Origin of the sequence: Pseudomonas sp. RIT-PI-q (genome assembly GCF_001297125.1) — a bacterium.
GTDB lineage: Bacteria > Pseudomonadota > Gammaproteobacteria > Pseudomonadales > Pseudomonadaceae > Aquipseudomonas.
On the sequence record NZ_LHPC01000049.1, the window covers coordinates 139,872 to 166,146 of the forward strand.

Annotated in this window: 20 protein-coding genes; 3 read left to right on the forward strand and 17 right to left on the reverse strand. The window is 59.2% G+C overall.

What is annotated here, in order from left to right; translation table 11 throughout:
- Nucleotides 1-8 precede the first annotated feature (8 nt).
- The 16 genes from nuoH to AEQ67_RS25845 form a co-directional block, all read right to left on the reverse strand.
- Nucleotides 9-1,016 carry an NADH-quinone oxidoreductase subunit NuoH gene (nuoH, locus tag AEQ67_RS25770; RefSeq protein ID WP_059406599.1) on the reverse strand — a complete coding sequence of 336 codons (1,008 nt, stop codon included), beginning with the start codon at nt 1,014-1,016 and terminating at the stop codon, nt 9-11.
- A complete protein-coding gene (gene nuoG / locus AEQ67_RS25775; RefSeq protein WP_059406600.1) occupies nt 1,013-3,727 on the reverse strand; it encodes an NADH-quinone oxidoreductase subunit NuoG in 2,715 nt (904 codons plus the stop codon). Before nuoG ends, nuoH begins: the two co-directional genes overlap by 4 nt.
- Nucleotides 3,728-3,863: 136 nt before the next feature.
- Complete coding sequence (gene nuoF / locus AEQ67_RS25780) at nt 3,864-5,219, reverse strand: NADH-quinone oxidoreductase subunit NuoF (protein ID WP_059406601.1); 1,356 nt, start codon at nt 5,217-5,219, stop codon at nt 3,864-3,866.
- The gene (nuoE, locus tag AEQ67_RS25785) at nt 5,216-5,713 is read right to left on the reverse strand and encodes an NADH-quinone oxidoreductase subunit NuoE (RefSeq protein WP_008146039.1); all 498 of its coding nucleotides are present in this window, start codon (nt 5,711-5,713) and stop codon (nt 5,216-5,218) included. Before nuoE ends, nuoF begins: the two co-directional genes overlap by 4 nt.
- Before the next feature lie 2 nt (nt 5,714-5,715).
- The gene (gene nuoC / locus AEQ67_RS25790) at nt 5,716-7,500 is read right to left on the reverse strand and encodes an NADH-quinone oxidoreductase subunit C/D (protein WP_059406602.1); all 1,785 of its coding nucleotides are present in this window, start codon (nt 7,498-7,500) and stop codon (nt 5,716-5,718) included.
- A 72-nt stretch (nt 7,501-7,572) separates the two neighbouring features.
- Nucleotides 7,573-8,247, reverse strand: coding sequence for a NuoB/complex I 20 kDa subunit family protein (locus tag AEQ67_RS25795; protein WP_007946424.1), 675 nt, complete (start codon nt 8,245-8,247; stop codon nt 7,573-7,575).
- 10 nt (nt 8,248-8,257) lie between these two features.
- The gene (locus tag AEQ67_RS25800; RefSeq protein ID WP_003223812.1) at nt 8,258-8,671 is read right to left on the reverse strand and encodes an NADH-quinone oxidoreductase subunit A; all 414 of its coding nucleotides are present in this window, start codon (nt 8,669-8,671) and stop codon (nt 8,258-8,260) included.
- A 690-nt stretch (nt 8,672-9,361) separates the two neighbouring features.
- Nucleotides 9,362-10,687, reverse strand: a complete 1,326-nt coding sequence (gene aceA, locus AEQ67_RS25805; RefSeq protein WP_008032724.1) for an isocitrate lyase — start codon at nt 10,685-10,687, stop codon at nt 9,362-9,364.
- Nucleotides 10,688-11,184: 497 nt separating this feature from the next.
- Nucleotides 11,185-11,946 carry a secretin N-terminal domain-containing protein gene (locus AEQ67_RS25810; protein WP_059406603.1) on the reverse strand — a complete coding sequence of 254 codons (762 nt, stop codon included), beginning with the start codon at nt 11,944-11,946 and terminating at the stop codon, nt 11,185-11,187.
- A 326-nt stretch (nt 11,947-12,272) separates the two neighbouring features.
- Nucleotides 12,273-12,698 carry a GNAT family N-acetyltransferase gene (locus AEQ67_RS25815; protein WP_059406604.1) on the reverse strand — a complete coding sequence of 142 codons (426 nt, stop codon included), beginning with the start codon at nt 12,696-12,698 and terminating at the stop codon, nt 12,273-12,275.
- On the reverse strand, nt 12,691-13,860 hold the full coding sequence (locus tag AEQ67_RS25820) for a ribosomal protein uL16 3-hydroxylase (RefSeq protein ID WP_059406605.1): 1,170 nt from the start codon (nt 13,858-13,860) through the stop codon (nt 12,691-12,693). The genes AEQ67_RS25815 and AEQ67_RS25820 overlap by 8 nt, the downstream gene beginning before the upstream one ends.
- An 87-nt stretch (nt 13,861-13,947) precedes the next feature.
- On the reverse strand, nt 13,948-15,318 hold the full coding sequence (gene purB, locus AEQ67_RS25825; protein WP_059406606.1) for an adenylosuccinate lyase: 1,371 nt from the start codon (nt 15,316-15,318) through the stop codon (nt 13,948-13,950).
- Between the two features lie 126 nt (nt 15,319-15,444).
- Nucleotides 15,445-16,068 (reverse strand): high frequency lysogenization protein HflD, encoded by a 624-nt coding sequence (gene hflD / locus AEQ67_RS25830; RefSeq protein ID WP_059406607.1) that lies wholly within the window; start codon nt 16,066-16,068, stop codon nt 15,445-15,447.
- A complete protein-coding gene (mnmA, locus tag AEQ67_RS25835; RefSeq protein WP_059406608.1) occupies nt 16,065-17,210 on the reverse strand; it encodes a tRNA 2-thiouridine(34) synthase MnmA in 1,146 nt (381 codons plus the stop codon). The genes hflD and mnmA overlap by 4 nt, the downstream gene beginning before the upstream one ends.
- 59 nt (nt 17,211-17,269) lie before the next feature.
- Nucleotides 17,270-17,716 (reverse strand): NUDIX hydrolase, encoded by a 447-nt coding sequence (locus AEQ67_RS25840; protein WP_059406609.1) that lies wholly within the window; start codon nt 17,714-17,716, stop codon nt 17,270-17,272.
- A gap of 184 nt (nt 17,717-17,900) precedes the next feature.
- Entirely contained in the window at nt 17,901-20,126 is a 2,226-nt protein-coding gene (locus AEQ67_RS25845; RefSeq protein ID WP_059406610.1) for an NADP-dependent isocitrate dehydrogenase, read from the reverse strand.
- A gap of 510 nt (nt 20,127-20,636) precedes the next feature.
- Between AEQ67_RS25845 and icd the strand changes: the two genes are divergently transcribed.
- Nucleotides 20,637-21,893 carry an NADP-dependent isocitrate dehydrogenase gene (gene icd, locus AEQ67_RS25850; protein WP_046047455.1) on the forward strand — a complete coding sequence of 419 codons (1,257 nt, stop codon included), beginning with the start codon at nt 20,637-20,639 and terminating at the stop codon, nt 21,891-21,893.
- A gap of 82 nt (nt 21,894-21,975) precedes the next feature.
- Here the strand turns inward: icd and cspD are convergent, their stop codons facing one another.
- Nucleotides 21,976-22,266, reverse strand: coding sequence for a cold shock domain-containing protein CspD (cspD, locus tag AEQ67_RS25855; protein WP_059406611.1), 291 nt, complete (start codon nt 22,264-22,266; stop codon nt 21,976-21,978).
- A 225-nt stretch (nt 22,267-22,491) separates the two neighbouring features.
- On the opposite strand from cspD, the gene clpS reads away from it, so the two are divergent.
- A complete protein-coding gene (gene clpS, locus AEQ67_RS25860) occupies nt 22,492-22,854 on the forward strand; it encodes an ATP-dependent Clp protease adapter ClpS (protein WP_027925124.1) in 363 nt (120 codons plus the stop codon).
- Between the two features lie 30 nt (nt 22,855-22,884).
- On the forward strand, nt 22,885-25,155 hold the full coding sequence (gene clpA / locus AEQ67_RS25865) for an ATP-dependent Clp protease ATP-binding subunit ClpA (RefSeq protein WP_008146900.1): 2,271 nt from the start codon (nt 22,885-22,887) through the stop codon (nt 25,153-25,155).
- Nucleotides 25,156-26,275 lie beyond the last annotated feature (1,120 nt).

Genomic DNA, 26,275 nt, shown 5'->3' on the forward strand with positions numbered 1-26,275 from the left:
CTCTATCCTCACTGAGCCGCGACGGCGGGCGTGTTGAGCAACACGATCGCAGCGGTCACCAGCATGTTGACGAGGGTCAGCGGCAGGCAGAACTTCCAGCTGAAATCCATCACTTGGTCATACCGTGGGCGCGGAATCGAGGCGCGCAGCAGGATGAAGATCATGATGAAGAACGCGGTTTTCAGCGCGAACCAGATGAACGGGATCTGCGGCAGAATGCCGAACGGACCGTGCCAGCCACCGAAGAACAAGGTCACCAGCAGCGCCGAAATCAACACGATGCCGATGTACTCGCCGACGAAGAACATGCCCCATTTCATGCCGGCGTATTCAATGTGGTAACCGTCGGCCAGTTCCTGTTCCGCTTCCGGCTGGTCGAACGGGTGACGGTGAGTCACGGCGACGCCAGCAATGAAGAACGTCAGGAAACCGAAGATCTGCGGAATGATGAACCACAGGTTCTGCGCTTGATAGTCGACGATGTCGCGCATGTTGAACGAGCCGACCTGGATCACGATGCCCATCAACGACAGGCCCATGAACACTTCGTACGACACGGTTTGTGCCGAGGCCCGCAAGCTGCCCAGCAGGGCGAACTTGTTGTTACTCGACCAGCCGGCGAACAACACCGCGTAGACCGACAGACCGGCCATGGCGAAGAAGAACAGGATGCCGATGTTCAGATCCGCCACGCCCCAGGTCGGGGTGATCGGGATGATCGCGAAGGCAATCAGCAAGGCGCTCATGGCCACGACCGGTGCCAACGTGAAGATCATCTTGTCGGCGAACGGCGGGGTCCAGTCTTCCTTGAAGAACATCTTGATCATGTCGGCCGCGATCTGGAACGCGCCGAACGGGCCGACGCGGTTCGGACCGTAACGGTCCTGCCAGAGGGCGAGCAGACGACGCTCGACCCAGCTCAGCAGCGCGCCGCACACCACCACGGCGAGCAGAATCACGATGGCCTGGATGACCGCGATAATCACGTCGATCACTTCAGGAGTGAACCAAGTCATAGCGCTGCCTCCTGCAGACCATCAACGGTTTTGCCAAAGATCGCTGGCGGAATGCCGGCGATGCCCGCAGGCAATGCCACCAGACCGGCACCCAGCTCTTCGTTGATGCGCAGCGGCAGACGCAGGGTCTGACCAGCCACGTTCAAGCTCAGCATGGCGCCGTCATTGACACCCAGACGGTCGGCTTCGGACTTGGCCAGCGACACGTAGGCGGCTGGAATGCGTTCTTGTACCGGTGCGGCTTTGGAAGAGTTCTCTTCGCTGCCGAACAGGTGGAAGAACGGCACAACCTGCCAGGTGCCCTGGGCCGGGTTGAAGGCGCGCGGAACACTGGCGAACCAGTTCAGCGAATCACCGGTGCTTTCGATCAGGCGGGTGCCCGGGTCGCCAGCGCGGATGTGACCACCGACTTCGTCCTGGAACTTGTTCCAGGCCTGCGGCGAGTTCCAGCCCGGAGACCAGGCGAATGGTACTTGCTGACGCGGTTCGACCGAGCCCGAGTAACCTTCCATGGAGAACGAGAACGCGGTGTCGTTATCCTGGGAAGTACGCGGTTCGTGCACGCTGATGTCAGCGCGCATGGCGGTGCGACCGGAGTAACGCAGTGGTTCGCGAGCCAGTTTCAGGCCTTTGATGCGGAACGCAGCGGACGGCGCGGCATCGACGATGCGCGCCAGTTGCGGGGTGCTTGCAGCAACGGCAGCGGTGACGTGGTCCAGTTGGGTCCAGTCGATCGGCTGGGTCAACAGGGTTGCGCGCAGGGCATGCAGCCAGCGCCAGCCTTCGTGAACCAGGATGCTCGCGTCGAGGTAAGTCGGGTCGAAGACCTGGAAGAAGCGCTGGGCGCGGCCTTCCTGGCTGACCAACGTACCGTCGCCTTCAGCGAAGCTGGCGGCTGGCAGGACCAGGTGCGCGCGATCGCTGGTGGCAGTCTTCTGATGGTCGGCAACGATCACCACTTTCGCGGCGGTCAGGGCGGCATCGACCTTCGCTTTGTCGGTGCGGGTGTACAGATCGTTTTCCAGCACGACGATAGCGTCGGCCTTACCGTCTATCACCGCTTGCAGCGCGTCGTCGACCGAGTTGCCACCGAGCATGGCCAGGCCGAGGCTGTTGGCCTCTGGCACGATCAGGCTGATGGAACCGTTCTTCTCGCGCAGCTTCAGGGCTTTGGCGATGTTCGCGGCGGCTTCGATCAAGGCTTTGGAGCCCAGGGAAGTACCCGCGATGATCAGCGGACGCTTGGCCGCGAGCAGGGCGTCGGCAATGCGCTTGGCCAGGTCCAGTGCATCGGTGTCCAGGCCTTCAACGGCAGGCGCGCTGGCGTCGAGGGCGTGAGCCACGGCGAAACCGATGCGGGCCAGGTCGTCTGGCGCCGCGTGTACGCATTCTTCAGCGATGTCGTCGAGCTTGGTTTCAGCCAGGCTGGCGATGAACAGCGGGTTCAGTTCTTTCTGACCGATGTTCTTCACTGCAGCGTCGAGCCAAGGCTGAACGCGCATGGCGTCGGCCATGTCTTCGGCTTTGCCCTTGACCGATTGACGCAGGGACAGGGCCATGCGGGCAGCAGTCTGGGTCAGGTCTTCACCGAGGACGAAAATCGCGTCGTGGTCTTCGATGTCGCGCATGTTCGGGATCGGCAGCGGGCTGTCTTTCAACACCTGCATGACCAGACGAATGCGTTCCAGCTCGGCGGCTTCAATACCGGAGTAGAAGTGCTCGGCACCGACCAGTTCGCGCAACGCGTAGTTGCTTTCGAGGCTGGCGCGGGGCGAACCGATACCGACGATGTTGCGACCGCGCAGCAGGTCGGCGGCTTTATCCAGTGCTTCGTCGAGGGTCAGCTTGGCGCCGTTGGCCAGCAGTGGCTGACGCGGGCGATCCTTGCGGTTGACGTAGCCATAGCCGAAACGGCCACGGTCGCACAGGAAATACTGGTTTACCGAACCGTTGAAACGGTTTTCGATACGACGCAGTTCACCGTAGCGCTCGCCCGGGGAGATGTTGCAACCGCTGGAGCAGCCATGGCAGATGCTCGGCGAGAACTGCATGTCCCACTTACGGTTGTAACGCTCGGAGTGCGTCTTGTCGGTGAACACACCGGTCGGGCAGACCTCGGTGAGGTTGCCGGAGAACTCGCTTTCCAGGGTGCCGTCTTCAACGCGACCGAAGTACACGTTGTCGTGGGCGCCGAATACGCCGAGGTCGGTGCCGCCAGCGTAATCCTTATAAAAGCGCACGCAGCGGTAGCAAGCGATGCAGCGGTTCATTTCGTGGGAAATGAACGGGCCCAGTTGCTGGTTCTGGTGGGTACGCTTGGTGAAGCGATAACGGCGCTCGTTGTGGCCGGTCATCACGGTCATGTCTTGCAGGTGGCAGTGACCGCCTTCCTCACAGACCGGGCAGTCGTGAGGGTGGTTGGTCATCAGCCATTCGACGACGCTGGCGCGAAACACTTTCGCTTCTTCGTCGTCAATGGAGATCCAGCTGCCGTCGGTAGCTGGCGTCATGCAGGACATGACGATCCGACCACGCTTGTCGTTTTCGTCGGTGTACTGCTTGACCGCGCACTGGCGGCAAGCGCCAACACTGCCAAGGGCTGGGTGCCAGCAGAAATAAGGGATATCGAGGCCTAGCGACAGACACGCCTGTAACAGGTTGTCTGCCCCATCGACTTCGAGCTCTTTGCCGTCTACGTGGATAGTGGCCATGGTTCAAAGTTCTTCGTTGGCCCGGTGTCAGCGGGCGTGGCTAATGGAATCTTGTTATTCGCGCGAATCAAAACAGCCGTTAAAGGCGTCATCGCACGAAAAGCGAACGGCACGGACCGTTCGCTTTTTTAAAGCGTTAAGCGCCGACTACAATCGGCCTTGCCAGAGGCGGGACGACAGCGCTGACAGGCGCGATGCCGGCTTCGAACTCATGGCGGAAGTATTTGATTGCGCTGCCCAACGGCTCCACGGCGCCCGGTGCGTGAGCACAGAAGGTCTTGCCTGGGCCGAGGAAACCGACCAGACCCAGCAGGGTCTCGATATCGCCGGCTTGCCCTTCACCGTTCTCGATTGCACGCAGCAGCTTGACGCTCCACGGCAGACCGTCACGGCACGGGGTGCAGAAACCGCAGGATTCACGGGAGAAGAACTCTTCCATGTTGCGCAGCAGGGACACCATATTGACGCTGTCGTCCACCGCCATGGCCAGGCCAGTACCCATACGGGTGCCCACTTTGGCGATGCCGCCGGCGTACATTTGTGCGTCCAGGTGTTCCGGCAACAGGAAACCAGTACCGGCGCCGCCTGGCTGCCAGCACTTGAGCGTGTAACCGTCGCGCATGCCGCCGGCGTAGTCTTCGAACAACTCGCGACCGGTGACGCCGAATGGCAATTCCCACAGGCCCGGGTTCTTGACCTTGCCGGAGAAGCCCATGAGCTTGGTGCCCATGTCTTCGCTGCCTTCGCGCGCCAACGATTTGTACCAGTCCACGCCGTCGGCAATGATCGCCGGGACGTTGCACAGGGTTTCAACGTTGTTCACGCACGTCGGCTTGCCCCACACGCCTACGGCGGCAGGGAAGGGCGGCTTGGAGCGCGGGTTGGCGCGGCGGCCTTCGAGGGAGTTGATCAGTGCGGTTTCTTCACCGCAGATATAACGCCCGGCACCGGTGTGGACGAACAGCTCGAAATCGAAGCCGCTGCCCAGGATGTTCTTGCCCAGCAGGCCGGCTGCCTTGGCTTCTTCCACGGCACGGTTCAGGTGCTTGGCGGCGGTGGTGTATTCGCCACGCAGGAAGATGTAACCACGGTAGGTTTTCAGCGCGCGAGCACTGATCAGCATGCCTTCGATCAGCAGATGGGGCAGTTGCTCCATCAGCATGCGGTCTTTCCAGGTGTTCGGCTCCATCTCATCCGCGTTGCACAGCAGGTAGCGGATGTTGATGGATTCGTCTTTTGGCATCAGGCCCCACTTAACGCCAGTGGGGAAGCCTGCACCGCCGCGGCCTTTCAAGCCTGCGTCTTTCACGGTCTGGACGATGTCGTCCTGAGCCATGTCGGCGAAGGCCTTGCGCGCAGCAGCGTAACCGTTCTTGGCCTGGTACTCGTCGAGCCAGACAGCTTCGCCGTCGTCACGCAGACGCCAGGTGAGCGGGTGAGTCTCGGCCGACCGCTTGATGCGGTTGGCAGGACCGAAGGAAGTCAGGGTCATACGTAGCCCTCGAGCAATTTGGCAACGCCGGCAGGCTGCACATCACCGAAGGTGTCGTCGTCGATCATCAACGCCGGCGCCTTGTCACAGTTGCCGAGGCAGCAGACCGGCAGCAGGGTGAAACGACCGTCGGCGGTGGTCTGACCCAGGCCGATGCCCAGATTGCTCTGGATTTCGCTGACAACCGATTCGTGGCCGCCGATGTAGCAGACCATGCTGTCGCAGACGCGAATGATGTGGCGGCCGACCGGCTGACGGAAGATCTGGCTATAGAAAGTAGCCACCCCTTCAACGTCGCTCGCCGGAATGCCGAGGATCTCGCCGATGGCGTAGAGCGCGCCGTCAGGCACCCAGCCACGTTCCTTCTGGACGATCTTCAGGGCTTCGATCGACGCCGCGCGCGGGTCTTCGTAGTGATGCAGCTCGTGCTCGATGGCCGAGCGCTCGGTTTCGCTCAGGGCGAAACGGTCTGTCTGGATAAGCGTGCTATTCATGCTTAGCGGTCCACGTCGGCCATAACGAAATCGATACTACCCAGGTACGCAATCAAGTCCGCGACCATGCTGCCTTTGATCACCGAAGGGATCTGCTGCAAGTGCGGGAAGCTTGGAGTACGAATCCGGGTGCGGTAGCTCATGGTGCCGCCATCGCTCGTCAGGTAATAACTGTTGATGCCCTTGGTCGCTTCAATCATCTGGAAGGATTCGTTGGCCGGCATGACCGGGCCCCACGAAACTTGCAGGAAGTGCGTGATCAGGGTCTCGATGTGCTGCAGCGTGCGCTCTTTGGGCGGCGGCGTGGTCAGCGGGTGATCCGCCTTGTACGGGCCTTCCGGCATGTTGCGCATGCACTGCTCGATGATCTTGATGCTCTGGCGCATTTCTTCGACGCGCACGATGCAACGGTCGTAGGCATCGCCATTGGCGGCCAGCGGTACTTCGAATTCGAAGTTCTCGTAACCGGAGTACGGACGCGCTTTACGCAGGTCGAAGTCGCAACCGGTCGAACGCAAGCCTGCACCGGTGACGCCCCATTCGAAGGCTTCTTTGGTGTTGTAGGCGGCGACGCCGATGGTCCGGCCTTTGAGGATGCTGTTGTCCAGTGCGGCTTTCTGGTATTCGTCCAGACGCTTTGGCATCCACTCGACGAAGTCTTTCACCAGTTTTTCCCAGCCGCGTGGCAGGTCGTGGGCGACACCACCGATGCGATACCAGGCCGGGTGCAGACGGAAACCGGTGATGGCTTCGATCACCGTGTACGCCTTCTGGCGGTCGGTGAAGGTGAAGAACACCGGCGTCATGGCGCCAACGTCCTGGATGTACGTCCCGAGGAACAGCAGGTGGCTGGTGATCCGGAAGAACTCGGCCATCATGATGCGGATGACGTCGACCTTCTCGGGCACCTTGATGCCGGCCAGCTTCTCGACCGAGAGCACGTACGGCAGGTTGTTCATCACGCCACCGAGGTAATCGATACGGTCGGTGTACGGAATGAAGCTGTGCCAGGACTGACGCTCGGCCATCTTCTCGGCACCACGGTGGTGGTAGCCAACGTCAGGCACGCAATCGACGATCTCTTCACCGTCCAGCTGCAGGATAATGCGGAACGCACCGTGTGCCGAAGGGTGGTTAGGGCCGAGGTTGAGGAACATGTAGTCCTCGTTCGCACCGGAACGCTTCATGCCCCAGTCTTCAGGCTTGAAGCGCGCGGCTTCTTCCTCAAGCTGTTGCTTGGCCAGGTTCAGGGTGAACGGGTCGAACTCGGTGGCGCGGGCCGGGAAGTCCTTGCGCAGCGGGTGACCTTCCCAGGTCGGCGGCATCATGATGCGGGTCAGGTGCGGGTGACCGGCAAAGTTGATGCCGTACATGTCCCACACTTCACGCTCGTACCAGTTGGCGTTCGGCCAGATGCCGGTCACGGTCGGCACGCTGAGGTCGCTCTCGGACAAGGCAACCTTGATCATCACGTCACTATTACGTTCGATCGACATCAAGTGATAGAACACAGTGAAGTCGGCGCCGCTTGGCAGCCCTTGACGCTTGGTGCGCAGACGCTCGTCCACGCCGTGCAGGTCATAGAGCATGACGTACGGCTTGGGCAGGTTGCGCAGGAAGGTCAGGACTTCGACGAGTTTGGCACGGGCAACCCAAAGCACCGGCATGCCGGTGCGGGTAGGCTGGGCGGTGAACGCCTCGGGGCCAAAACGGTTATTCAGTTCGACGACCACATCCTGGTCGTCTGCCTTATAAGGCGGGATGTACAGAGCACTGCCTGTAGTCATGGTTATTTATCGCTTTCGGTCAACGTAAAGAATGAAGCCAGTGTCTCGTTCTATATAAGAAGCAGATCTGGATCAGACTTCGTCGGGGCTGCGCAGGTTGGTGACTGCGATTCGCTGTTCGCGGCGCTTTTCCTTTTCGGAAGGCATCTCGGCGCGATACACGCCTTGATCACCAACGACCCAGGAAAGCGGACGACGCTCCTGTCCAATCGACTCCTGCAACAGCATCAAGCCTTGCAGAAAAGCTTCAGGGCGGGGCGGGCAGCCAGGCACGTAGACGTCCACGGGCAGGAACTTGTCCACCCCTTGAACGACGGAATAGATGTCGTACATGCCACCGGAGTTGGCGCACGAACCCATGGAAATAACCCATTTAGGTTCGAGCATTTGCTCATAGAGACGCTGAATGATCGGCGCCATCTTGATGAAGCAGGTGCCAGCGATAACCATGAAATCCGCCTGACGCGGCGATGCCCGGATAACCTCGGCGCCAAAGCGCGCGATGTCGTGGGGCGCCGTGAAGGCGGTGGTCATTTCAACGTAGCAGCACGAAAGACCGAAGTTATACGGCCACAGGGAGTTCTTGCGCCCCCAGTTGATCGTGCCGTTAAGCACGTCTTCGAGCTTGCCCATGAAGATGTTTTTGTGAACTTGATCTTCTAACGGATCGGAAACGGTTTCCCGTTCGCCAATCGGATACTGCTCGTTAGGAGCATCGGGGTCGATCCTGGTGAGATTGTATTGCATTGCCAAAGCCTCATTGTTTCAGCTTCGCTTGCCGCTTACGACGAGCTTCCGGAGCCCAGTCAAGGGCGCCCACTCGGAATAGGTAGACAAGGCCTGCCAACAGAATTGCTATGAAAACGAGAGCTTCGACGAATCCGGTCCAGCCGCTTTCGCGGACGGACACAGACCAGGCAAAGAGAAAAAGGGCTTCGATATCGAAGATCACGAAGAGCATCGCGACCAGATAGAATTTGGCTGAGAGCCGCAAGCGGGCGCCACCTGTAGGTAGCATGCCGGACTCGAACGGTTCGTTTTTGCTGCGGCCCCAGGCTTTTGACCCAAGAAGGCTGGAGACGCCGAGCATGAAGGCACACAGGCCGACGACGCCCAGAAGGAAAATGGCAAAGCCCCAGTTGTGGGCCATGAGTCCTGTCGCTTCGGGCATGCTGGTAATCCTTAACAGAGAGCAAAGGTCTCTGAGCTTGAAAAGAAACAAAGCAGTGACGATATGTCGCAGCAATCAATCCCGCTGATTTTATGGCACAACACGGTGCAAGTAAAATTCCTATAGCGAAATTATTTACAGGAATAAGGACATAGCGAACCTCCAAAGCCCCGCAGCCCATGCGTTGCGGGCATTAGCCGGGTTTTCATCAATTATGTTTTGTAGGGAATGTAACGAACATAGTTGCCGCTAAATGATAATCAATATTGTTTGAGCGGGTTTTTAAACTGTTTAACGGGCAGGTGGCCGGGAAGTTGCCTTACATGCACGTTACTGCAAGTAGCGAGCGGGGTCGTTTTACCCTGTTTTCCTGATCGGGAAATTGCTCCGGATCAATGATTTTTCGCACAGAACCTGGTCGCCGCACGATCCCTGTAGCAGCTGCCGAAGGCTGCGTTCGAGGGCGAAGTCCTCGCAAAAACATTCTCCGCGTTGTGTCTGGTTCACCGTGCGCTTCGGTTTTGCGACTGCTGCGCAGCCGGACGCAGCCTTCGGCAGCTGCTACAGGGTTGCGCCGCTCAAGAAATCGCGGGCAAAAAAACGCCCCGAACCAGTCGGGGCGTCAGATGTGCGGCGTTGCGGTTAGCTTTCTATTCGGTCCGCAACGGCCGTTCGTTCAGGCCAAGCAGATCAGTGGAACTGTTCTTCTTCAGTCGAACCGGTCAGCGCGGTGACCGAAGACGAGCCACCTTGAATCACGGTGGTCATGTCGTCGAAGTAGCCGGTGCCCACTTCCTGCTGGTGAGCCACGAAGGTGTAACCCTTGGCAGCGTCAGCGAACTCTTGCTCTTGCAGCTTCACGTAGGCAGTCATGTCGTTGCGGGCGTAGTCGTGCGCCAGGTTGAACATGCTGTGCCACATGTTGTGAATGCCGGCCAGGGTGATGAACTGGTGCTTGTAACCCATGGCGGACAGTTCGCGCTGGAACTTGGCGATGGTCGCGTCGTCCAGGTTTTTCTTCCAGTTGAAGGAAGGCGAGCAGTTGTACGACAGCAGTTGGTCCGGGTATTCCTTTTTGATCGCTTCAGCGAAGCGACGAGCCTCGTCCAGATCCGGCTTGGCGGTTTCGCACCAGATCAGGTCGGCGTACGGCGCGTAAGCCAGGCCGCGAGCGATCGCCTGGTCGAGACCGGCGCGCACTTTGTAGAAACCTTCCTGGGTACGTTCGCCAGTCACGAATGGCTGGTCGTACGGGTCGCAATCAGACGTCAGCAGGTCAGCCGCGTTAGCGTCGGTACGCGCCAGGATGATGGTCGGAGTACCGGCAACGTCAGCCGCCAGACGAGCAGCGGTCAGCTTCTGTACGGCTTCCTGGGTAGGAACCAGTACCTTGCCGCCCATGTGGCCGCATTTTTTCACGGAAGCCAGTTGGTCTTCGAAGTGAACGCCGGCGGCGCCTGCTTCGATCATGCTCTTCATCAGCTCGTAAGCGTTCAGTACGCCGCCGAAACCGGCTTCAGCGTCAGCTACGATCGGAGCGAAGTAGTCGATGTAACCTTCGTCGCCCGGGCCTTTGCCGGCTTTCCACTGGATCTGGTCAGCACGACGGAACGAGTTGTTGATGCGCTTGACCACGGTTGGAACCGAATCCACCGGGTACAGCGACTGGTCCGGGTACATCGATTCTGCGGAGTTGTTGTCCGCAGCGACTTGCCAGCCCGACAGGTAGATGGCCTGGATGCCGGCTTTGACTTGTTGTACAGCCTGGCCGCCGGTCAGGGCGCCCATGCAGTTGACGAAATCTTTCTCAGGACGGAAGGATGGCTTGGCGCCCTGGGTCACCAGGTTCCACAGCTTCTCGGCGCCCAATTTTGCAAAGGTGTGCTCAGGTTGAACCGAGCCACGCAGGCGGACGACGTCAGCAGCGGAGTAAGCGCGTGTCACGCCTTTCCAGCGTGGGTTTTCAGCCCAATCTTTTTCGAGGGCTGCAATTTGCTGTTCGCGTGTCAGTGCCATGGAGATAAACCTCGTCGCATAGGTCTGGGTGGAAAATTCCTGCTCCTGCCAGATACGCGGTAAGAAGTGCGTAAAAGGCTGCTCGCTGACCAGAAGCTTAGGTGGTCAAGTCGGATTCGGCGGGGATGGCGACGGGATGAACGATGGGCTCGAGGGGAAGTGAGCAGGTAAGGGCGAACTGTCGAGCGCATTCGGGCGTCGTGGGCCTTGGTACGAACTTCAGTGTGGAGCCGGGTTACCTAATTACGCTTCCGTCCCTCGGGACAACTTCGTTCCAGTCGGCAACCTCGTCAAACACACCTTGTGGGCGGTACAGACACGAAGCGGCTCGCGGGGTAGGTGCGAACGGCGCCTCGAAGGCCCTTGCCAGGGCCCCTGATTAGCGGGAGCGAGGCCATCATGCCTTCGCTTTTTTGTATCGTCAAACGTTTTGTAGTGCTTTTTTTCAGGCACTACATCTTTGGTCTAATACGACTAATCAGTCAGTTTTCGGTGGTTTAGTCCAAAGTATCGACTTTCACCCGCAGGGTCATGTCATCCCGGCCCTGGGTCGAGTAGCTGCGGGTCACGCCCTGTTTATCGGCCTGAGTCTGGCGGTTCACGCCCGCCAGGGTGATCCATTCGCCGAGTCGCCCCGTGACGGTTGTGTCGGTACTTTGCACGTTCACTACATCGGGACGTTCCTGGCTCATGCGGTCACGGTTGGTACTGATCGCCAGGTGAACGATGTCGCCGGTGACGCTGGCGGTGACGTAGAAGCCCTGGGTGACGTTGCGGTACTCGGTCTGGCTGCGCAGGTCGCCGTAGGAATCGGTCTGGCTGCTGGTGAGCGGCACGCTCTGGCCGACCTGGATCAGTGCTGGTGCACCTTCGCTGGCCTGGATCTGCTGGATGCCGCCATCGCGGCTTTCAGTGCTGCGATTGATGATTCGGGTCTGGCTGGGTTTGGCACCGTTTACCGAGTAACCCTGATCGCCCTGGACGTTGTTTTCGTTGGTATCGACGGTGATGAGCAGGCGCTTGGGTTGGGTGTCGAGTTGGGCGATCAGGGCTTTAAGTTCGTCGATCTTGCGCTGATCAGCATTGACGATCAGTTGATTGCCGTAAGCGCTGACCTGGCCATCCTTGCCGATAAAATCCTGTGCCATCGGCAGCATGTCAGCGCTGGTGTGGTAGTTCAGAGGCACGATCTCGGTGGCGGCCATGACCGAAAAACTGCAGGTCAGCAGCAGCGTGGTGAGCAGGGTGCGTAGGGACATGTCCGTTATCTCCGACTTCTGATGTGGTGCCCGTAGGAGCGAGCTCGCTCGCGAAGGACGCAAGAGCGACGCGGGGTGTCAGGTTTCAAGCATTATCGTTGACGACCATCGCGAGCAAGCTTGCTCCTACAAGGGCTTAATATTGCCAGTTTGTCGGCTCGGGATGGGGCAAGTTGAATCGTAGACAGCAAAACGCCCCGGCATTGATCAATGCCGAGGCGTTTTGGGGTGTTCTTTCGGGCCTCTTCGCGGGCAAGCCTTGCTCCTACAGGTTTGGCGTAGTCCCTGTAGGAGCAAGGCTTGCCCGCGAAGGCCGCAACTCGGTATCAAGCCGAACCGCGCACCATGTCCACATGCGGAATCCCTGCTTCCAGGAACTCCTCACTGACAATGCTAAAACCCAGGCGCTCATAGAACGCCGTGGCTTGCACTTGTGCGCTGAGCTTCTGCTGCTTCAGGCCGCGCTTCTCGGCATCGAGGATCACTGCTTGCATCAGCGCATCACCGACTTTCAAGCCACGCCAGTCCTTGAGCACCGACACCCGGCCGACGTTACCGTCGGGCAGCAGGCGGGCGGTGCCAATCGGAAAGTCGTCTTCGAGTGCGAGGAAATGCACCGCGCCCTGGTCATCGGCATCCCATTCCAGTTCAGGTGGAACGGACTGCTCGGCGATGAACACCGTTTCACGAATGCGCCGGATCTCGGTGTTGTCCTTTTGCCAGTCTGCGACACGTACGTGAATCTTATTCATCGGCAAACCCCAGGCTTCCTTGCTTGATCAGTTCACACAGCAGGCCACGGCTGTCTTCGTCGCTCAGCCAGTCGCCAAGATTGTCGGTGTGCAGGGCGTCGGCGGCACAGATCAGCTTCAGCAGTTCGCGCAGCTTGCCCGGCAGGTAACGACTCTGGCCGCTGGCGAACAGCAGCAAGTCGTCATCCACTTCCGACCAGGCCAGGCGCGCGCTTGGGTTACGGATCAGCACGGCGCCTTGCTCCAGGGCGCTGAGCACGTCGTCTTCTTCGACGTCTTCCGGACCCACCACCAGCTCCGGGTAGCGCGGCTCGGTCATGAACTGGCCGAACCAGGTCAGCAGCAGGCGCTCGTCGCTCATGTGCTCGGCCAGCAGGCTTTTCAGGCGATCGAGAGCGTCGTGCTGGATCTGATGCGGATCGACCGCAGGCAGGGCGTCGGCGTCGGTGTAACGCTCTTCGTCCGGCAGGAACTGGCTGAGGAAGTCGGTGAAGTGAGTCAATACTTCAGCGGCGCTCGGTGCGCGGAAACCAACGGAATAGGTCATGCAATCCTCGACGGCCACGCCGCAATGGGCCAGGCGTGGTGGCAGGTACAGCATGTCGCCCGGCTCCAGAACCCACTCATCGGTGGCTTCGAAGTCGGCGAGGATGCGCAGGTCGGCGTGCGGCAGCAGCGGGCTCTCGGAATCGCACATCTGGCCGATTTTCCAGTTGCGCTTGCCGTGGCCTTGCAGCAGGAATACGTCGTAGTTGTCGAAGTGCGGACCGACGCTGCCACCCGGGGCGGCGAAGCTGATCATCACGTCGTCGACGCGCCAGCTCGGCAGAAAGCGGAAGTGCTCGAGCAGCTCGTTGACTTCCGGGACGAATTGGTCGACGGCTTGCACCAGCAGGGTCCACTCGCGTTCCGGCAATTTGCTGAATTCGTCTTCGGCGAACGGGCCGCGGCGCAATTCCCAAGGGCGCTCACCGTGCTCGATCACCAGGCGCGATTCGACTTCTTCTTCCAGCGCCAGGCCGGCCAGCTCGTCGGCGTCGATCGGGCTTTCGAAATCAGGAATCGCCTGGCGGATCAGCAACGGTTTTTTCTGCCAGTAGTCGCGCAGGAATTCCCGTGCCGTGATGCCGCCCAGTAGTTGAAGAGGAATGTCAGGATTCATGTGTAACCTATTGAAAAAAAAGCACTTTTCAGACGGGAATAAAAACGCCCGGCGCTGCCGGGCGTCTCAAAAGGGTAAAACGGTCGATCAGATGCGTTTGGCTTGCTCGACAGCGTTGCCGATGTAGTTCGCCGGGGTGAGCAGTTTCAGCTCGGCCTTGGCGGCGGCTGGCATCTCCAGGCCGTCGATGAAAGTTTGCAGTGCTTCAGGGCTGATGCCCTTGCCACGGGTCAACTCTTTCAGCTTCTCGTACGGGTTTTCGATGTTGTAGCGACGCATGACGGTCTGGATCGGCTCGGCCAAGACTTCCCAGCACGCGTCGAGGTCAGCCGCGATTTTCTGCGCGTTGAGCTCCAGTTTGCTGATGCCTTTGAGGCTGGCTTCGTACGCGATCACGCTGTGGGCGAAGCCGACACCGAGGTTGCGCAGCACGGTGGAGTCGGTCAGGTCACGCTGCCAGCGGGAGATTGGCAACTTGCTCGCCAGGTGCTGGAACAGTGCGTTGGCGATACCCAGGTTGCCTTCGGAGTTTTCGAAGTCGATCGGGTTGACCTTGTGCGGCATGGTCGACGAACCGATTTCGCCAGCGATGGTGCGCTGTTTGAAATAACCCAGGGAGATGTAGCCCCAGATGTCGCGGTCGAAGTCGATCAGGATGGTGTTGAAGCGCGCGATCGCGTCGAACAGCTCGGCAATGTAGTCGTGCGGTTCGATCTGCGTGGTATACGGGTTGAAACCCAGGCCCAGTTCGTCTTCGATGAAGGCGCGGGCGTTTTCTTCCCAGTCGATCTCAGGGTAGGCCGACAGGTGCGCGTTGTAGTTGCCGACAGCGCCGTTGATTTTGCCCAACAGCGGAACGGCGGCGACCTGGGCGATTTGACGCTCCAGACGGTAAACCACGTTCGCCAGCTCTTTGCCCAGGGTGGTCGGCGAGGCCGGTTGACCGTGGGTGCGCGACAGCATCGGCACGTCAGCGAAACGGATCGCGAGTTCGCGGATGGCTTCGGCGGTCTGGCGCATCAGCGGCAGCATCACGTCATCACGGCCTTCGCGCAGCATCAGGGCGTGGGACAGGTTGTTGATGTCTTCGCTGGTGCAGGCAAAGTGGATGAACTCGCTGACCTTGGCCAGTTCCGGCAGCTTGGCCGCTTGCTCTTTGAGCAGGTATTCGATGGCTTTGACGTCGTGGTTGGTGGTGCGCTCGATCTCTTTGACACGCTCGGCGTGCTCCAGAGCGAAGTTGTCCGCCAGGGTGTTCAGCACCGCGTTGGCTTCGGCGGAGAACGCCGGCACTTCGCTGATGCCTGGGTGAGCGGCCAGGCGCTGGAGCCAGCGCACTTCAACCAGAACGCGAGCACGGATCAGGCCGTATTCGCTGAAAATTGGGCGCAGGGCCTGGGTTTTGCCGGCGTAGCGGCCGTCAACAGGGGAAACCGCAGTGAGCGAAGAAAGCTGCATGGGGTGTTCTCGGACAGTCGGGCAACGAAATGGGGCGCGTATCATACATGAAAAAATCCGCCGGTCCGTTGCCAACTGACCGGCGTATTACGCGTTACAGATCTAAAGCAGTGTTGCGGGCGCGGTTCAGCTGCTGCGCATCAGCGGGTAAAGCTCTTTGAGCAACTTGCGACGGCTGATCACCAACTGCCAACGATGACCGCCCAACTGCCGCCACAGGCGTGCCGAACGAATCCCGGCCAGCAACAGGGCGCGGATTTTCGAGGCGTTGCTCGGTTGCTGCAGATTGCGCATGTCGCCGTGGACCTGAATCCGTTGGCGCAAGGTGCTCAGGGTGTCCTGGTACAGCGCGCCGCAGGCGGCGATGACGTTTTCGTGGACCGGGCCGAAGTGCTCGACCTGGGACTGGATCTGCGGCAAACGCTTGCCGATAACGTCCAGCATGTCGTTACGCTTGGCCAGTTGACGCTCCAGGCCGAGCATCGCCAGTGCGTAGCGCAGTGGTTCGCGCTGCAGGGTGCTCGGGTCGCGCTCCAGGGCGCCGATCAATGCGCGGTAGCCTTCACGCAGATTGATGTCGTCGCCGCCGTACACTTCCAGAGTGTCCTTGGGGTCGCGAATCAGCAGGCTGCCGAGCATGCAGGTCAGGCCGGCTTCGGTGGTCTGGCCGGTCTTGGCGATCTTGTCGACCAGCACGGCGGCGAGAAACACGCCGCCCAGCGCCGTCAGTTGCTCCTGCGTCGGGCTCATTGCTGCTCGCCTTGAGGGGTGCCTTTGCTGGTCCACGGTTCGGCGATTTCGATCACGCCACCGCCAAGGCAGATTTCACCGTCGTAGAACACCACGGATTGGCCCGGGGTGACCGCGCGTTGCGGGTCATCGAAGATCGCGCGGTAGCCGGTGGCGGTTTTTTCCAGCGTGCAAGGTTGATCGCTCTGGCGATAGCGGACTTTGGCGGTCAGCTTGCGCGGCTCGGTCAAATCGATCGGGTTGACCCAATAGATATCCGAGGCGAGCAGGGCGCGGGAGAACAGGTACGGGTGGTCATTGCCCTGGCCGACGATCAGCTCGTTGTTGACCAGATCTTTGATCAGCACGTACCACGGCTCGTCGCTGGCATCTTTCAAGCCGCCGATGCCCAGGCCCTGACGCTGACCGATGGTGTGGTACATCAAGCCGTGGTGACGGCCGATGACTTCGCCTTCGGTGGTCTTGATCTCGCCGGGTTGCGCCGGCAGGTATTGCTTGAGGAAGTCGCTGAAGCGGCGTTCGCCGATAAAGCAGATCCCGGTGGAATCCTTTTTCTTCGCGGTGGCCAGCTCGTGTTTCTCGGCAATCGCGCGCACTTCGGGCTTTTCCAGCTCGCCGACCGGGAACAGCGTCTTGGCGATCTGTTCGCCGCCGACGGCGTGAAGGAAGTAGCTCTGGTCCTTGTTCGGGTCCAGGCCCTTGAGCAATTCAGTGCGGCCATTAATGTCGCGGCGGCGCACGTAGTGGCCGGTGGCGATCAGGTCGGCACCGAGCATCATGGCGTAGTCGAGGAACGCCTTGAACTTGATCTCGCGGTTGCACAGGATGTCCGGGTTCGGCGTGCGACCGGCCTTGTATTCGGCCAGGAAGTGCTCGAACACATTGTCCCAGTATTCGGCAGCGAAGTTGGCGGTGTGCAGCTTGATGCCAATCTTGTCGCAGACAGCCTGAGCATCCGCCAGGTCGTCCATGGCGGTGCAGTATTCCGTTCCATCGTCTTCTTCCCAGTTCTTCATGAACAGGCCTTCCACCTCATAACCCTGCTCGATCAGCAGGAGAGCGGAAACGGAAGAGTCCACGCCGCCGGACATGCCGACAATGACGCGCTTCTTTTGTGTATCAGAAGGGGCTGGATCACGCATAGGGATTCAATGAGTGTCTTGAAAAAGGACGCGATTCTAACAGGCCGAAGCCCGCAAGGCTAAAGAGAAGGGCGGATCAGTTCGAGACCGAAGTGTTTACCGTCCAGATAATCGTCGATACAACGGATGATCAGCTCACTGCGCCAGTTTGCGCGCTGTGCCAGCAGTTCGTCACGCGTCAGCCATTTTGCGCCGACAATGCCGTCGTCCAGTTGATAGTCGGGGTGATGCTTGAGCGGTTTTGCTGTGAAGCAGACCCGTTGATAGGTCACGCCGTTGCTCGGGGCGGTGTACAGGTAAATGCCCACCACACCGGTCGGTTCGACGTCCCAGCCGGTTTCCTCGAGGGTTTCACGGATGGCGGCGTCGATCAGGGTTTCGTCCGGGTCGAGGTGGCCGGCGGGTTGGTTGAGCACCGTTCGTCCGCCCTTGAGTTCTTCGACCATCAGGAAGCGGCCGTTGTCTTCGACGATGGTGGCGACGGTGATGTGGGGTAGCCAATCCATAAAGCTTCCTCAATTCTGAATATTGAAACCCGCCCCCTGTAGGAACTGGCTTGCCTGCGAAAGCGGCGGGTCAGTCGACATCGATGTTGAATGATAAGCCGCCTTCGCTGGCAAGCCAGCTCCTACAGGGGGCACAAACAGAAACCCCGGCACTGGGCCGGGGCTTCTTTGCATCCTTACAACCTTAAACCAGCGCAGCGATCGCGGCGTTGAAAGTGTTGCTTGGGCGCATGGCCTTGCTGATCAGCTCGGCATTGGCGTGGTAGTAACCGCCGATGTCCACTGGCTTGCCCTGAACGGCGTTGAGCTCGGCAACGATGGTTGCTTCGTTCTCGGCCAGGGTTTTGGCCAGCTGGCCGAACTGCGCTTGCAGTGCCGTGTCTTCGGACTGGGCGGCCAGGGCTTGAGCCCAGTACAGCGCCAGGTAGAAGTGGCTGCCGCGGTTGTCGATGTTGCCGACTTTGCGCGATGGCGACTTGTTGTTGTCGAGGAACTGGCCGGTGGCCTGATCCAGGGTCTTGGCCAACACCAGCGCTTTAGGGTTGTTGTAAGTCACACCCAGATGCTCAAGGGACGCGGCCAGGGCCAGGAACTCGCCCAGGGAATCCCAGCGCAGGAAGTTTTCTTCCAGCAGCTGTTGAACGTGCTTCGGTGCCGAACCGCCAGCGCCGGTTTCAAACAGACCGCCGCCGTTCATCAGCGGAACGATCGACAGCATCTTGGCGCTGGTGCCCAGTTCCATGATCGGGAACAGGTCAGTCAGGTAGTCGCGCAATACGTTGCCGGTCACCGAGATGGTGTCCTTGCCTTCGCGAGTGCGGCCCAAGGTGAACGCCATCGCGTCGACTGGCGACATGATGCGGATGTCCAGGCCCGACGTGTCGTGATCCTTCAGGTAAGCCTGAACTTTCTCGATGACTACGCCGTCGTGGGCGCGCATTGGGTCCAGCCAGAAGATTGCTGGAGTAGCGCTTGCACGAGCACGGTTGACGGCCAGTTTGACCCAGTCCTGGATCGGCGCGTCTTTGGTCTGGCACATGCGGAAGATGTCGCCGGCTTCAACCGACTGTTCCAGCAGGGTGCGGCCAGCGCTGTCGGAAACCCGAACCACGCCGTTGGCCTTGATCTGGAAAGTCTTGTCGTGCGAGCCGTACTCTTCGGCTTTTTTCGCCATCAGGCCGACGTTTGGCACGCTGCCCATGGTGGTCGGATCGAAAGCGCCGTGCAGCTTGCAGTCTTCGATCACCGCCTGGTAGATGGTGGCGTAGCAGCGATCCGGGATCACAGCCTTGGTGTCGTGCAATTGACCGTCAGTGCCCCACATCTTGCCGGAGTCACGGATCATCGCTGGCATCGAGGCGTCGACGATCACGTCGCTCGGCACGTGCAGGTTGGTGATGCCTTTGTCGGAGTTGACCATGGCCAACGACGGACGAACGGCGTAGACCGCCTGGATGTCCGCTTCGATCGCAGCTTGCTGCTCGGCCGGCAGGGCCTTGATGCGAGCGTACAGGTCGCCGATGCCGTTGTTCAGGTTGAAGCCGATCTGTGCCAGCACGTCAGCGTGCTTGGCCAGTGCGTCTTTATAGAACTCGGCAACGATCTGGCCGAACATGATCGGGTCGGAGACCTTCATCATGGTGGCTTTGAGGTGAACCGACAGCAGTACGCCTTTTTGCTTGGCGTCTTCGATCTCGGCAGCGATGAAGCTGCGCAGAGCGTTTTTGCTCATGACCGCGCAATCGAGGATCTCACCGGCTTGCACGGTGGTTTTTTCTTTCAGGACGGTGGTGGTGCCGTCTTGAGCGATCAGTTCGATTTTGACGGCGTCAGCGGCGTCGATCAGGGCAGCTTTTTCGCTGCCGTAGAAATCGCCGGTGCTCATGTGCGCAACGTGGGACTTGGAGTCTTTGGCCCAGGCGCCCATTTTGTGCGGGTGCTTGCGTGCGTAGTTCTTGACCGACAGTGGCGCACGACGATCGGAGTTGCCTTCGCGCAGAACCGGGTTCACGGCGCTGCCCTTGATCTTGTCGTAACGCGACTTGGCGAGCTTGTCAGCGTCGCTGGTCACGGTTTCCGGGTAGTCAGGGATTGCGAAGCCTTGGTCTTGCAGCTCTTTGATCGCGGCTTGCAGTTGCGGAACCGAGGCGCTGATGTTCGGCAGCTTAATGATGTTGGCTTCCGGCGTGACGGCCAGGTCGCCCAGTTCGGCGAGGTGGTCGGCTACGGCTTTGTCGCCCAATTGCTCGGGGAAGCTGGCCAGGATGCGCCCTGCAAGAGAGATATCGCGGGTTTCCACGGCGATATCAGCGGAGGCGGTGAAAGCCTCTACGATAGGCAACAGTGAATAGGTGGCGAGGGCGGGAGCTTCGTCGGTGAAGGTATAGATGATCTTCGAGCGGGTGGGCATATTCGGATTAACTCTCTCTTCTTTGCTAAAGCGTGCGCAGAAAAACTCGAGGGGCGCCGGGTAAGCGCGTTCGTTCAAAGTCATCCATGAGCCGAATGTCGAGATTTGTGCGCGGTGATGTTGGGTGCATCAGTCGAGCGTCAAGCGGGTGGACTGCGGTAACGGTCCTGCTTTTTCGGGCCCGGCATCTCGGCTACTTGTTCAGTGGCAGGAGCGGTCGGCCGTCGTGACTCTGTGGTCAGCGGGCGGCATTATACATAGGTAGCTGGCAATCTGCCGATGGTTCATGCGCAACGATTTTCGTCCATTGGTCTAAAGGTCGCAGGGGCGAGGGGGGCGTAGAGTCTTGCACCGTGCTTGAGTTTGGCACTTTTCCCTTTGCTTTCAGGCTTGTACGCCGCGAACTGTGTAGCTTTGCGGCAGATGGACAGAACAGAGGGTTTGCGTGCCGATTTAACTGGGGTACGCTCGAACGAAGCCAGATGTTCAATCCAAACAATGGAGTTCAGCATGGGATACAAGAAGATTCAGGTTCCAGCAGTCGGCGACAAAATCACCGTCAACGCGGACCATTCTCTCAATGTTCCTAACAACCCGATCATCCCCTTCATCGAAGGTGATGGTATTGGTGTTGATATCAGCCCGGTCATGATCAAGGTTGTCGATGCTGCTGTTAAGAAGGCTTACGGCGGCGATCGCAAAATTTCCTGGATGGAAGTCTACGCCGGGGAGAAAGCGACTCAGGTTTACGATCAGGACACCTGGCTACCTCAGGAAACCCTGGACGCGGTCAAGGATTACGTGGTTTCCATCAAGGGCCCTCTGACCACGCCGGTCGGTGGCGGCATCCGTTCGCTGAACGTGGCCCTGCGTCAGCAGCTCGACCTTTATGTGTGCCTGCGCCCGGTGCGCTGGTTCGAAGGCGTGCCTAGCCCGGTCAAGAAACCAGGCGACGTCGACATGACCATCTTCCGTGAGAACTCGGAAGACATTTATGCCGGTATCGAATGGAAAGCCGGCTCGCCGGAAGCGACCAAGGTCATCAAGTTCCTGAAAGACGAAATGGGCGTGACCAAGATCCGTTTCGACGAAAACTGCGGTATCGGTATCAAGCCGGTTTCCCTGCAAGGCACCAAGCGCCTGGCGCGCAAGGCCCTGCAGTATGTGGTCGACAACGACCGCGACTCGCTGACCATCGTGCACAAAGGCAACATCATGAAGTTCACCGAAGGTGCCTTCAAGGAATGGGCCTACGAAGTGGCCGCTGAAGAATTCGGCGCGACCCTGCTCGACGGCGGGCCGTGGATGCAGTTTAAAAACCCGAAAACCGGCAAGAACGTCATCGTCAAGGACGCCATCGCCGACGCCATGCTCCAGCAGATCCTGCTGCGCCCGGCCGAATACGATGTCATTGCGACCCTGAACCTGAACGGCGACTACCTCTCCGACGCCCTGGCGGCGGAAGTGGGCGGTATCGGTATCGCGCCGGGTGCCAACCTGTCCGACACCATCGCCATGTTCGAAGCGACCCACGGTACTGCGCCGAAGTACGCCGGCAAGGACCAGGTCAACCCGGGTTCGCTGATCTTGTCCGCCGAGATGATGCTGCGTCACATGGGCTGGACCGAAGCCGCCGATCTGATCATCAAGGGCACCAACGGCGCGATTTCCGCCAAGACCGTGACCTATGACTTCCACCGTCTGATGGAAGGCGCGAAACTGCTGTCTTCTTCGGCGTTTGGTGATGCCCTGATCTCGCACATGTAAGCGAATCGGATGTAATAAAAAACCGCCCGACTCCAGTGATTGAGTCGGGCGGTTTTTTTATGACTGGAGGGTGGGTGCGAACTTAAGCTGTCACGGTTTGTTGCCCGTTGGGTGTGACGACGGCCTGAGCATCCTCAGGTGTACCGATATTGACGGCGTGCAGGCCTTTTGGGCCTTGAATAATGTCAAAGACGACCGCTTGACCGGCTTTCAGGGTTTTATAACCGTCCATCTGGATGGCTGAATAGTGCGCAAACAGGTCTTCGCTATCACCATCCTTGTTGATGAATCCGTAGCCCTTGGCGTTGTTGAACCATTTGACCTTGCCCTTGACTGTGCCTTTGACCTTCTCTGTGTCCTTGACGCCTGACATACCCATATCCCTCTGCAACAGACTCCATCACTGGAGTATCATCCAGTACATCCGCAGTCGAACCTTGCAAATAGAGTTGACTCCGCGGACCTTTTTTACCCACTGTGGGCTCTATTGGTTGTAACACCGTTTTGCCGATAGTCAAGGTGACCAGGCAGTCGGAGTTGAAATCGACGATGGCCGCCCCCACCACTGTATTCGAACAACTAACGAACCTTTCTTTCCATGCATGCAATCAGCCAGATTCGACTAACATTCAATCAGGATCATCCTGATTCACACGACGACGATTCCGCAGGCATTGCTGTCCAGGAGGCTAAGCCTGCTTTACAGGCGCCGCCGATGTACAAGGTGGTTTTGTTCAATGATGACTACACACCGATGGATTTCGTCGTCGAAGTGCTCGAGGTGTTTTTTAACCTGAATCGCGAGCTGGCGACCAAGGTCATGCTGGCCGTCCACACAGAAGGACGGGCAGTATGTGGAGTGTTTACCCGCGACATCGCCGAGACCAAGGCCATGCAGGTCAACCAGTACGCCAGGGAAAGCCAGCATCCGCTACTCTGTGAAATCGAGAAGGACGGTTAATCGCCGGACACTTGGGTATGAGGTGAAGCTATGTTAAACCGCGAGCTCGAAGTCACCCTCAATCTTGCCTTCAAGGAGGCCCGTTCGAAGCGTCATGAATTCATGACCGTCGAGCACCTCCTGCTGGCCCTATTGGACAATGAGGCTGCCGCCACCGTTTTGCGTGCCTGCGGCGCAAACCTCGACAAACTCAAGCACGACCTGCAGGAGTTCATCGACTCCACCACGCCATTGATCCCCGTTCATGACGAGGATCGTGAAACCCAGCCAACCCTGGGCTTCCAGCGTGTACTGCAACGTGCTGTCTTTCACGTACAGAGCTCGGGCAAACGCGAAGTAACTGGTGCCAACGTGCTGGTTGCAATCTTCAGTGAGCAAGAGAGTCAGGCAGTGTTCCTGCTGAAACAGCAGAGCGTTGCGCGCATCGATGTCGTCAACTACATCGCCCACGGCATTTCCAAAGTACCGGGGCATGGCGATCACTCTGAAGGTGAGCAAGATATGCAGGACGACGAGGGCGGTGAGTCTTCATCTTCAGGCAATCCTCTGGATGCTTATGCCAGCAACCTCAACGAACTCGCGCGCCAGGGTCGAATCGATCCATTGGTAGGCCGTGAGCTGGAAGTCGAACGTGTCGCGCAGATCCTGGCGCGCCGTCGCAAAAACAATCCGCTGCTGGTGGGCGAGGCAGGCGTGGGTAAAACCGCGATTGCCGAAGGCCTGGCCAAACGCATTGTCGACAACCAGGTGCCGGATCTGTTGGCCAACAGCGTGGTGTATTCCCTCGATCTGGGGGCCTTGCTGGCCGGGACAAAGTACCGCGGCGATTTCGAGAAACGCTTCAAGGCGTTGCTCAATGAGCTGAAAAAACGTCCTCAGGCGATTCTGTTCATCGACGAAATCCACACTATCATTGGTGCGGGTGCCGCGTCCGGTGGCGTCATGGATGCCTCGAACCTGCTCAAGCCGCTGCTGTCGTCCGGCGATATCCGGTGCATCGGTTCGACTACCTTCCAGGAATTCCGCGGGATCTTCGAGAAGGACCGTGCTCTGGCTCGGCGCTTCCAGAAAGTCGACGTGTCGGAACCTTCGGTGGAAGACACCATCGGCATCCTGCGCGGCCTGAAAGGGCGTTTCGAAGCGCACCACAACATCGAGTACAGCGATGAGGCCCTGCGCGCAGCGGCTGAGCTGGCCTCGCGTTACATCAATGACCGGCACATGCCGGACAAGGCGATCGACGTCATCGACGAAGCGGGTGCTTATCAGCGCCTGCAACCGATCGAGAAGCGCGTGAAACGCATCGAAGTGCCTCAAGTCGAGGACATCGTCGCGAAAATCGCGCGGATTCCGCCTAAGCACGTCACCAGTTCCGATAAAGAGCTGCTGCGTAACCTTGAGCGTGACCTGAAGCTGACCGTATTTGGCCAGGATGCGGCGATCGACTCGCTGTCGACCGCGATCAAACTGTCCCGTGCCGGCCTCAAGTCGCCTGACAAGCCTGTCGGTTCGTTCCTGTTCGCAGGGCCGACCGGTGTCGGTAAAACCGAAGCGGCGCGTCAGTTGGCCAAGGCGTTGGGCATCGAGCTGGTTCGTTTCGACATGTCCGAGTACATGGAGCGCCACACCGTCTCGCGTCTGATCGGTGCACCTCCTGGCTATGTCGGGTTCGATCAGGGCGGTCTGCTGACCGAAGCCATCACCAAGCAGCCTCACTGCGTGCTGTTGCTCGATGAGATCGAGAAGGCGCATCCGGAAGTCTTCAACCTGCTGTTGCAGGTCATGGATCACGGTACGCTGACCGATAACAACGGGCGCAAGGCGGATTTCCGTAACGTGATCGTCATCATGACGACCAACGCCGGTGCCGAAACGGCAGCTCGCGCCTCGATCGGTTTCACCCATCAGGACCACTCGTCTGATGCGATGGAAGTGATCAAGAAGAGCTTCACGCCGGAATTCCGTAACCGTCTGGACACCATTATCCAGTTTGGTCGCCTCAGTCATGAGGTCATCAAGAGCGTGGTGGACAAGTTCCTTACCGAGCTTCAGGCGCAGTTGGAAGACAAGCGTGTGCAGCTTGAGGTGACGGACGCGGCGCGCAGCTGGTTGGCGGCGGGTGGTTATGACTCGGCGATGGGTGCTCGACCTATGGCGCGTTTGATTCAGGACAAGATCAAGCGTCCGCTGGCGGAAGAGATTCTCTTTGGCGAATTGGCTGATCATGGAGGCGTGGTGCATATCGATCTGAAGGATGGTGAGTTGACCTTCGATTTCGAGACCACGGCGGAAATGGCCTGACAGCTGTAGAGCAAAAAGGCGCCTTCGGGCGCCTTTTTTATTGCCTATTGGATTTGGGGTATATCCGTTGCTGCGGTAACGGCGGCTTAGGGTTTCGCCCTTACGGCGAGTCCCTTTTGTCAAACGCCACAAAAGGAACCAAAAAGTCTTGCCCCAGCGTCCGGCCCCTCGCTGGGGCTCGGCGTTCCTTCGTTCCGGTATTCATCTGGGGGCATCGCCTCCGGTCTGCTTCGCGACGACCTCCTCTCGATGTGTTCGGCTGCGCCGAACGGCGCTGCGCGCCTAACCCCCAGATGAACACCTCCACTCAGCCTGCCGAAGGGGCGGGCAGATCAAAAGCAAGATCAAAAGCTCAGGCGAGCTAACGCTCGGCCTGTTGAGTGGTGAAAAGCGACGCGGTAGGCCGCTGTGCTTCTGATTTTCTGTAGGAGCGAGCTTGCTCGCGATGGACGTTAACGATAACGCGTGTTTGCGGGATAAACGCGTCGCCCTCGGGTTCATCGCGAGCAAGCTCGCTCCTACAGGGGATTGGTGGTCTATTCAAATGTGCGGTTGCACACGGTCGAGGCGTTGGCGAAGGCTGCGATCTTTTGATCCGCTTTGGCTCTGACTCTGGCTCTGGCAACGCTCGGCCTGTTTAGTGGTGAAACGCGACGCGGTAGGCCGCTGTGCTTCTGATTTTCTGTAGGAGCGAGCTTGCTCGCGATGGACGTTAACGATAACGCGTGTTTGCGGGATAAACGCGTCGCCCTCGGGTTCATCGCGAGCAAGCTCGCTCCTACAGGGGATTGGTGGTCTATTCAAATGCGCGGTTGCACAGGGTCACTGCGCTGGCGAAGGCTGCGATCTTTTGATCCGCTCTGGCTCTGGCTCTGGCTCTGGCTCTGGCTCTGGCTTTTGATCTTGATTTTGATCTTGATCTTTTGCCCCTTCGGCAGGCCGAGCGTAGGTGTTCATCAGGGGGTTAGGCGCGTAGCGCCGTTCGGCGCAGCCGAACACATCGAGAGGAGGTCGTCGTGAAGCAGACCGGAGGCGATGCCCCCTGATGGGCACCGTAGCGAGGGAACACCGAGCCTAGGCGAGGTGCCGTACACCGGGGCAAAGCCTTTTGCTTACTTTT

What these genes read in the sequence shown, in the direction of transcription:
- nuoC (WP_059406602.1), bottom strand. Translation starts at nt 7,500, where the DNA reads ATGACTACAGGCAGTGCTCTGTACATCCCGCCTTATAAGGCAGACGAC.
- AEQ67_RS25800 (WP_003223812.1), bottom strand. Translation starts at nt 8,671, where the DNA reads ATGCCCGAAGCGACAGGACTCATGGCCCACAACTGGGGCTTTGCCATT.
- AEQ67_RS25815 (WP_059406604.1), bottom strand. Translation starts at nt 12,698, where the DNA reads ATGAATAAGATTCACGTACGTGTCGCAGACTGGCAAAAGGACAACACC.
- AEQ67_RS25795 (WP_007946424.1), bottom strand. Translation starts at nt 8,247, where the DNA reads ATGCAATACAATCTCACCAGGATCGACCCCGATGCTCCTAACGAGCAG.
- AEQ67_RS25810 (WP_059406603.1), bottom strand. Translation starts at nt 11,946, where the DNA reads ATGTCCCTACGCACCCTGCTCACCACGCTGCTGCTGACCTGCAGTTTT.
- nuoH (WP_059406599.1), bottom strand. Translation starts at nt 1,016, where the DNA reads ATGACTTGGTTCACTCCTGAAGTGATCGACGTGATTATCGCGGTCATC.
- hflD (WP_059406607.1), bottom strand. Translation starts at nt 16,068, where the DNA reads ATGAGCCCGACGCAGGAGCAACTGACGGCGCTGGGCGGCGTGTTTCTC.
- aceA (WP_008032724.1), bottom strand. Translation starts at nt 10,687, where the DNA reads ATGGCACTGACACGCGAACAGCAAATTGCAGCCCTCGAAAAAGATTGG.
- icd (WP_046047455.1), top strand. Translation starts at nt 20,637, where the DNA reads ATGGGATACAAGAAGATTCAGGTTCCAGCAGTCGGCGACAAAATCACC.
- nuoF (WP_059406601.1), bottom strand. Translation starts at nt 5,219, where the DNA reads ATGACCCTGACTTCCTTCGGTCCTGCCAACCGCATCAAGCGGTCGGCC.
- nuoE (WP_008146039.1), bottom strand. Translation starts at nt 5,713, where the DNA reads ATGAATAGCACGCTTATCCAGACAGACCGTTTCGCCCTGAGCGAAACC.
- AEQ67_RS25820 (WP_059406605.1), bottom strand. Translation starts at nt 13,860, where the DNA reads ATGAATCCTGACATTCCTCTTCAACTACTGGGCGGCATCACGGCACGG.
- AEQ67_RS25840 (WP_059406609.1), bottom strand. Translation starts at nt 17,716, where the DNA reads ATGGATTGGCTACCCCACATCACCGTCGCCACCATCGTCGAAGACAAC.
- nuoG (WP_059406600.1), bottom strand. Translation starts at nt 3,727, where the DNA reads ATGGCCACTATCCACGTAGACGGCAAAGAGCTCGAAGTCGATGGGGCA.
- clpA (WP_008146900.1), top strand. Translation starts at nt 22,885, where the DNA reads ATGTTAAACCGCGAGCTCGAAGTCACCCTCAATCTTGCCTTCAAGGAG.
- purB (WP_059406606.1), bottom strand. Translation starts at nt 15,318, where the DNA reads ATGCAGCTTTCTTCGCTCACTGCGGTTTCCCCTGTTGACGGCCGCTAC.
- cspD (WP_059406611.1), bottom strand. Translation starts at nt 22,266, where the DNA reads ATGTCAGGCGTCAAGGACACAGAGAAGGTCAAAGGCACAGTCAAGGGC.
- clpS (WP_027925124.1), top strand. Translation starts at nt 22,492, where the DNA reads ATGCATGCAATCAGCCAGATTCGACTAACATTCAATCAGGATCATCCT.
- AEQ67_RS25845 (WP_059406610.1), bottom strand. Translation starts at nt 20,126, where the DNA reads ATGCCCACCCGCTCGAAGATCATCTATACCTTCACCGACGAAGCTCCC.
- mnmA (WP_059406608.1), bottom strand. Translation starts at nt 17,210, where the DNA reads ATGCGTGATCCAGCCCCTTCTGATACACAAAAGAAGCGCGTCATTGTC.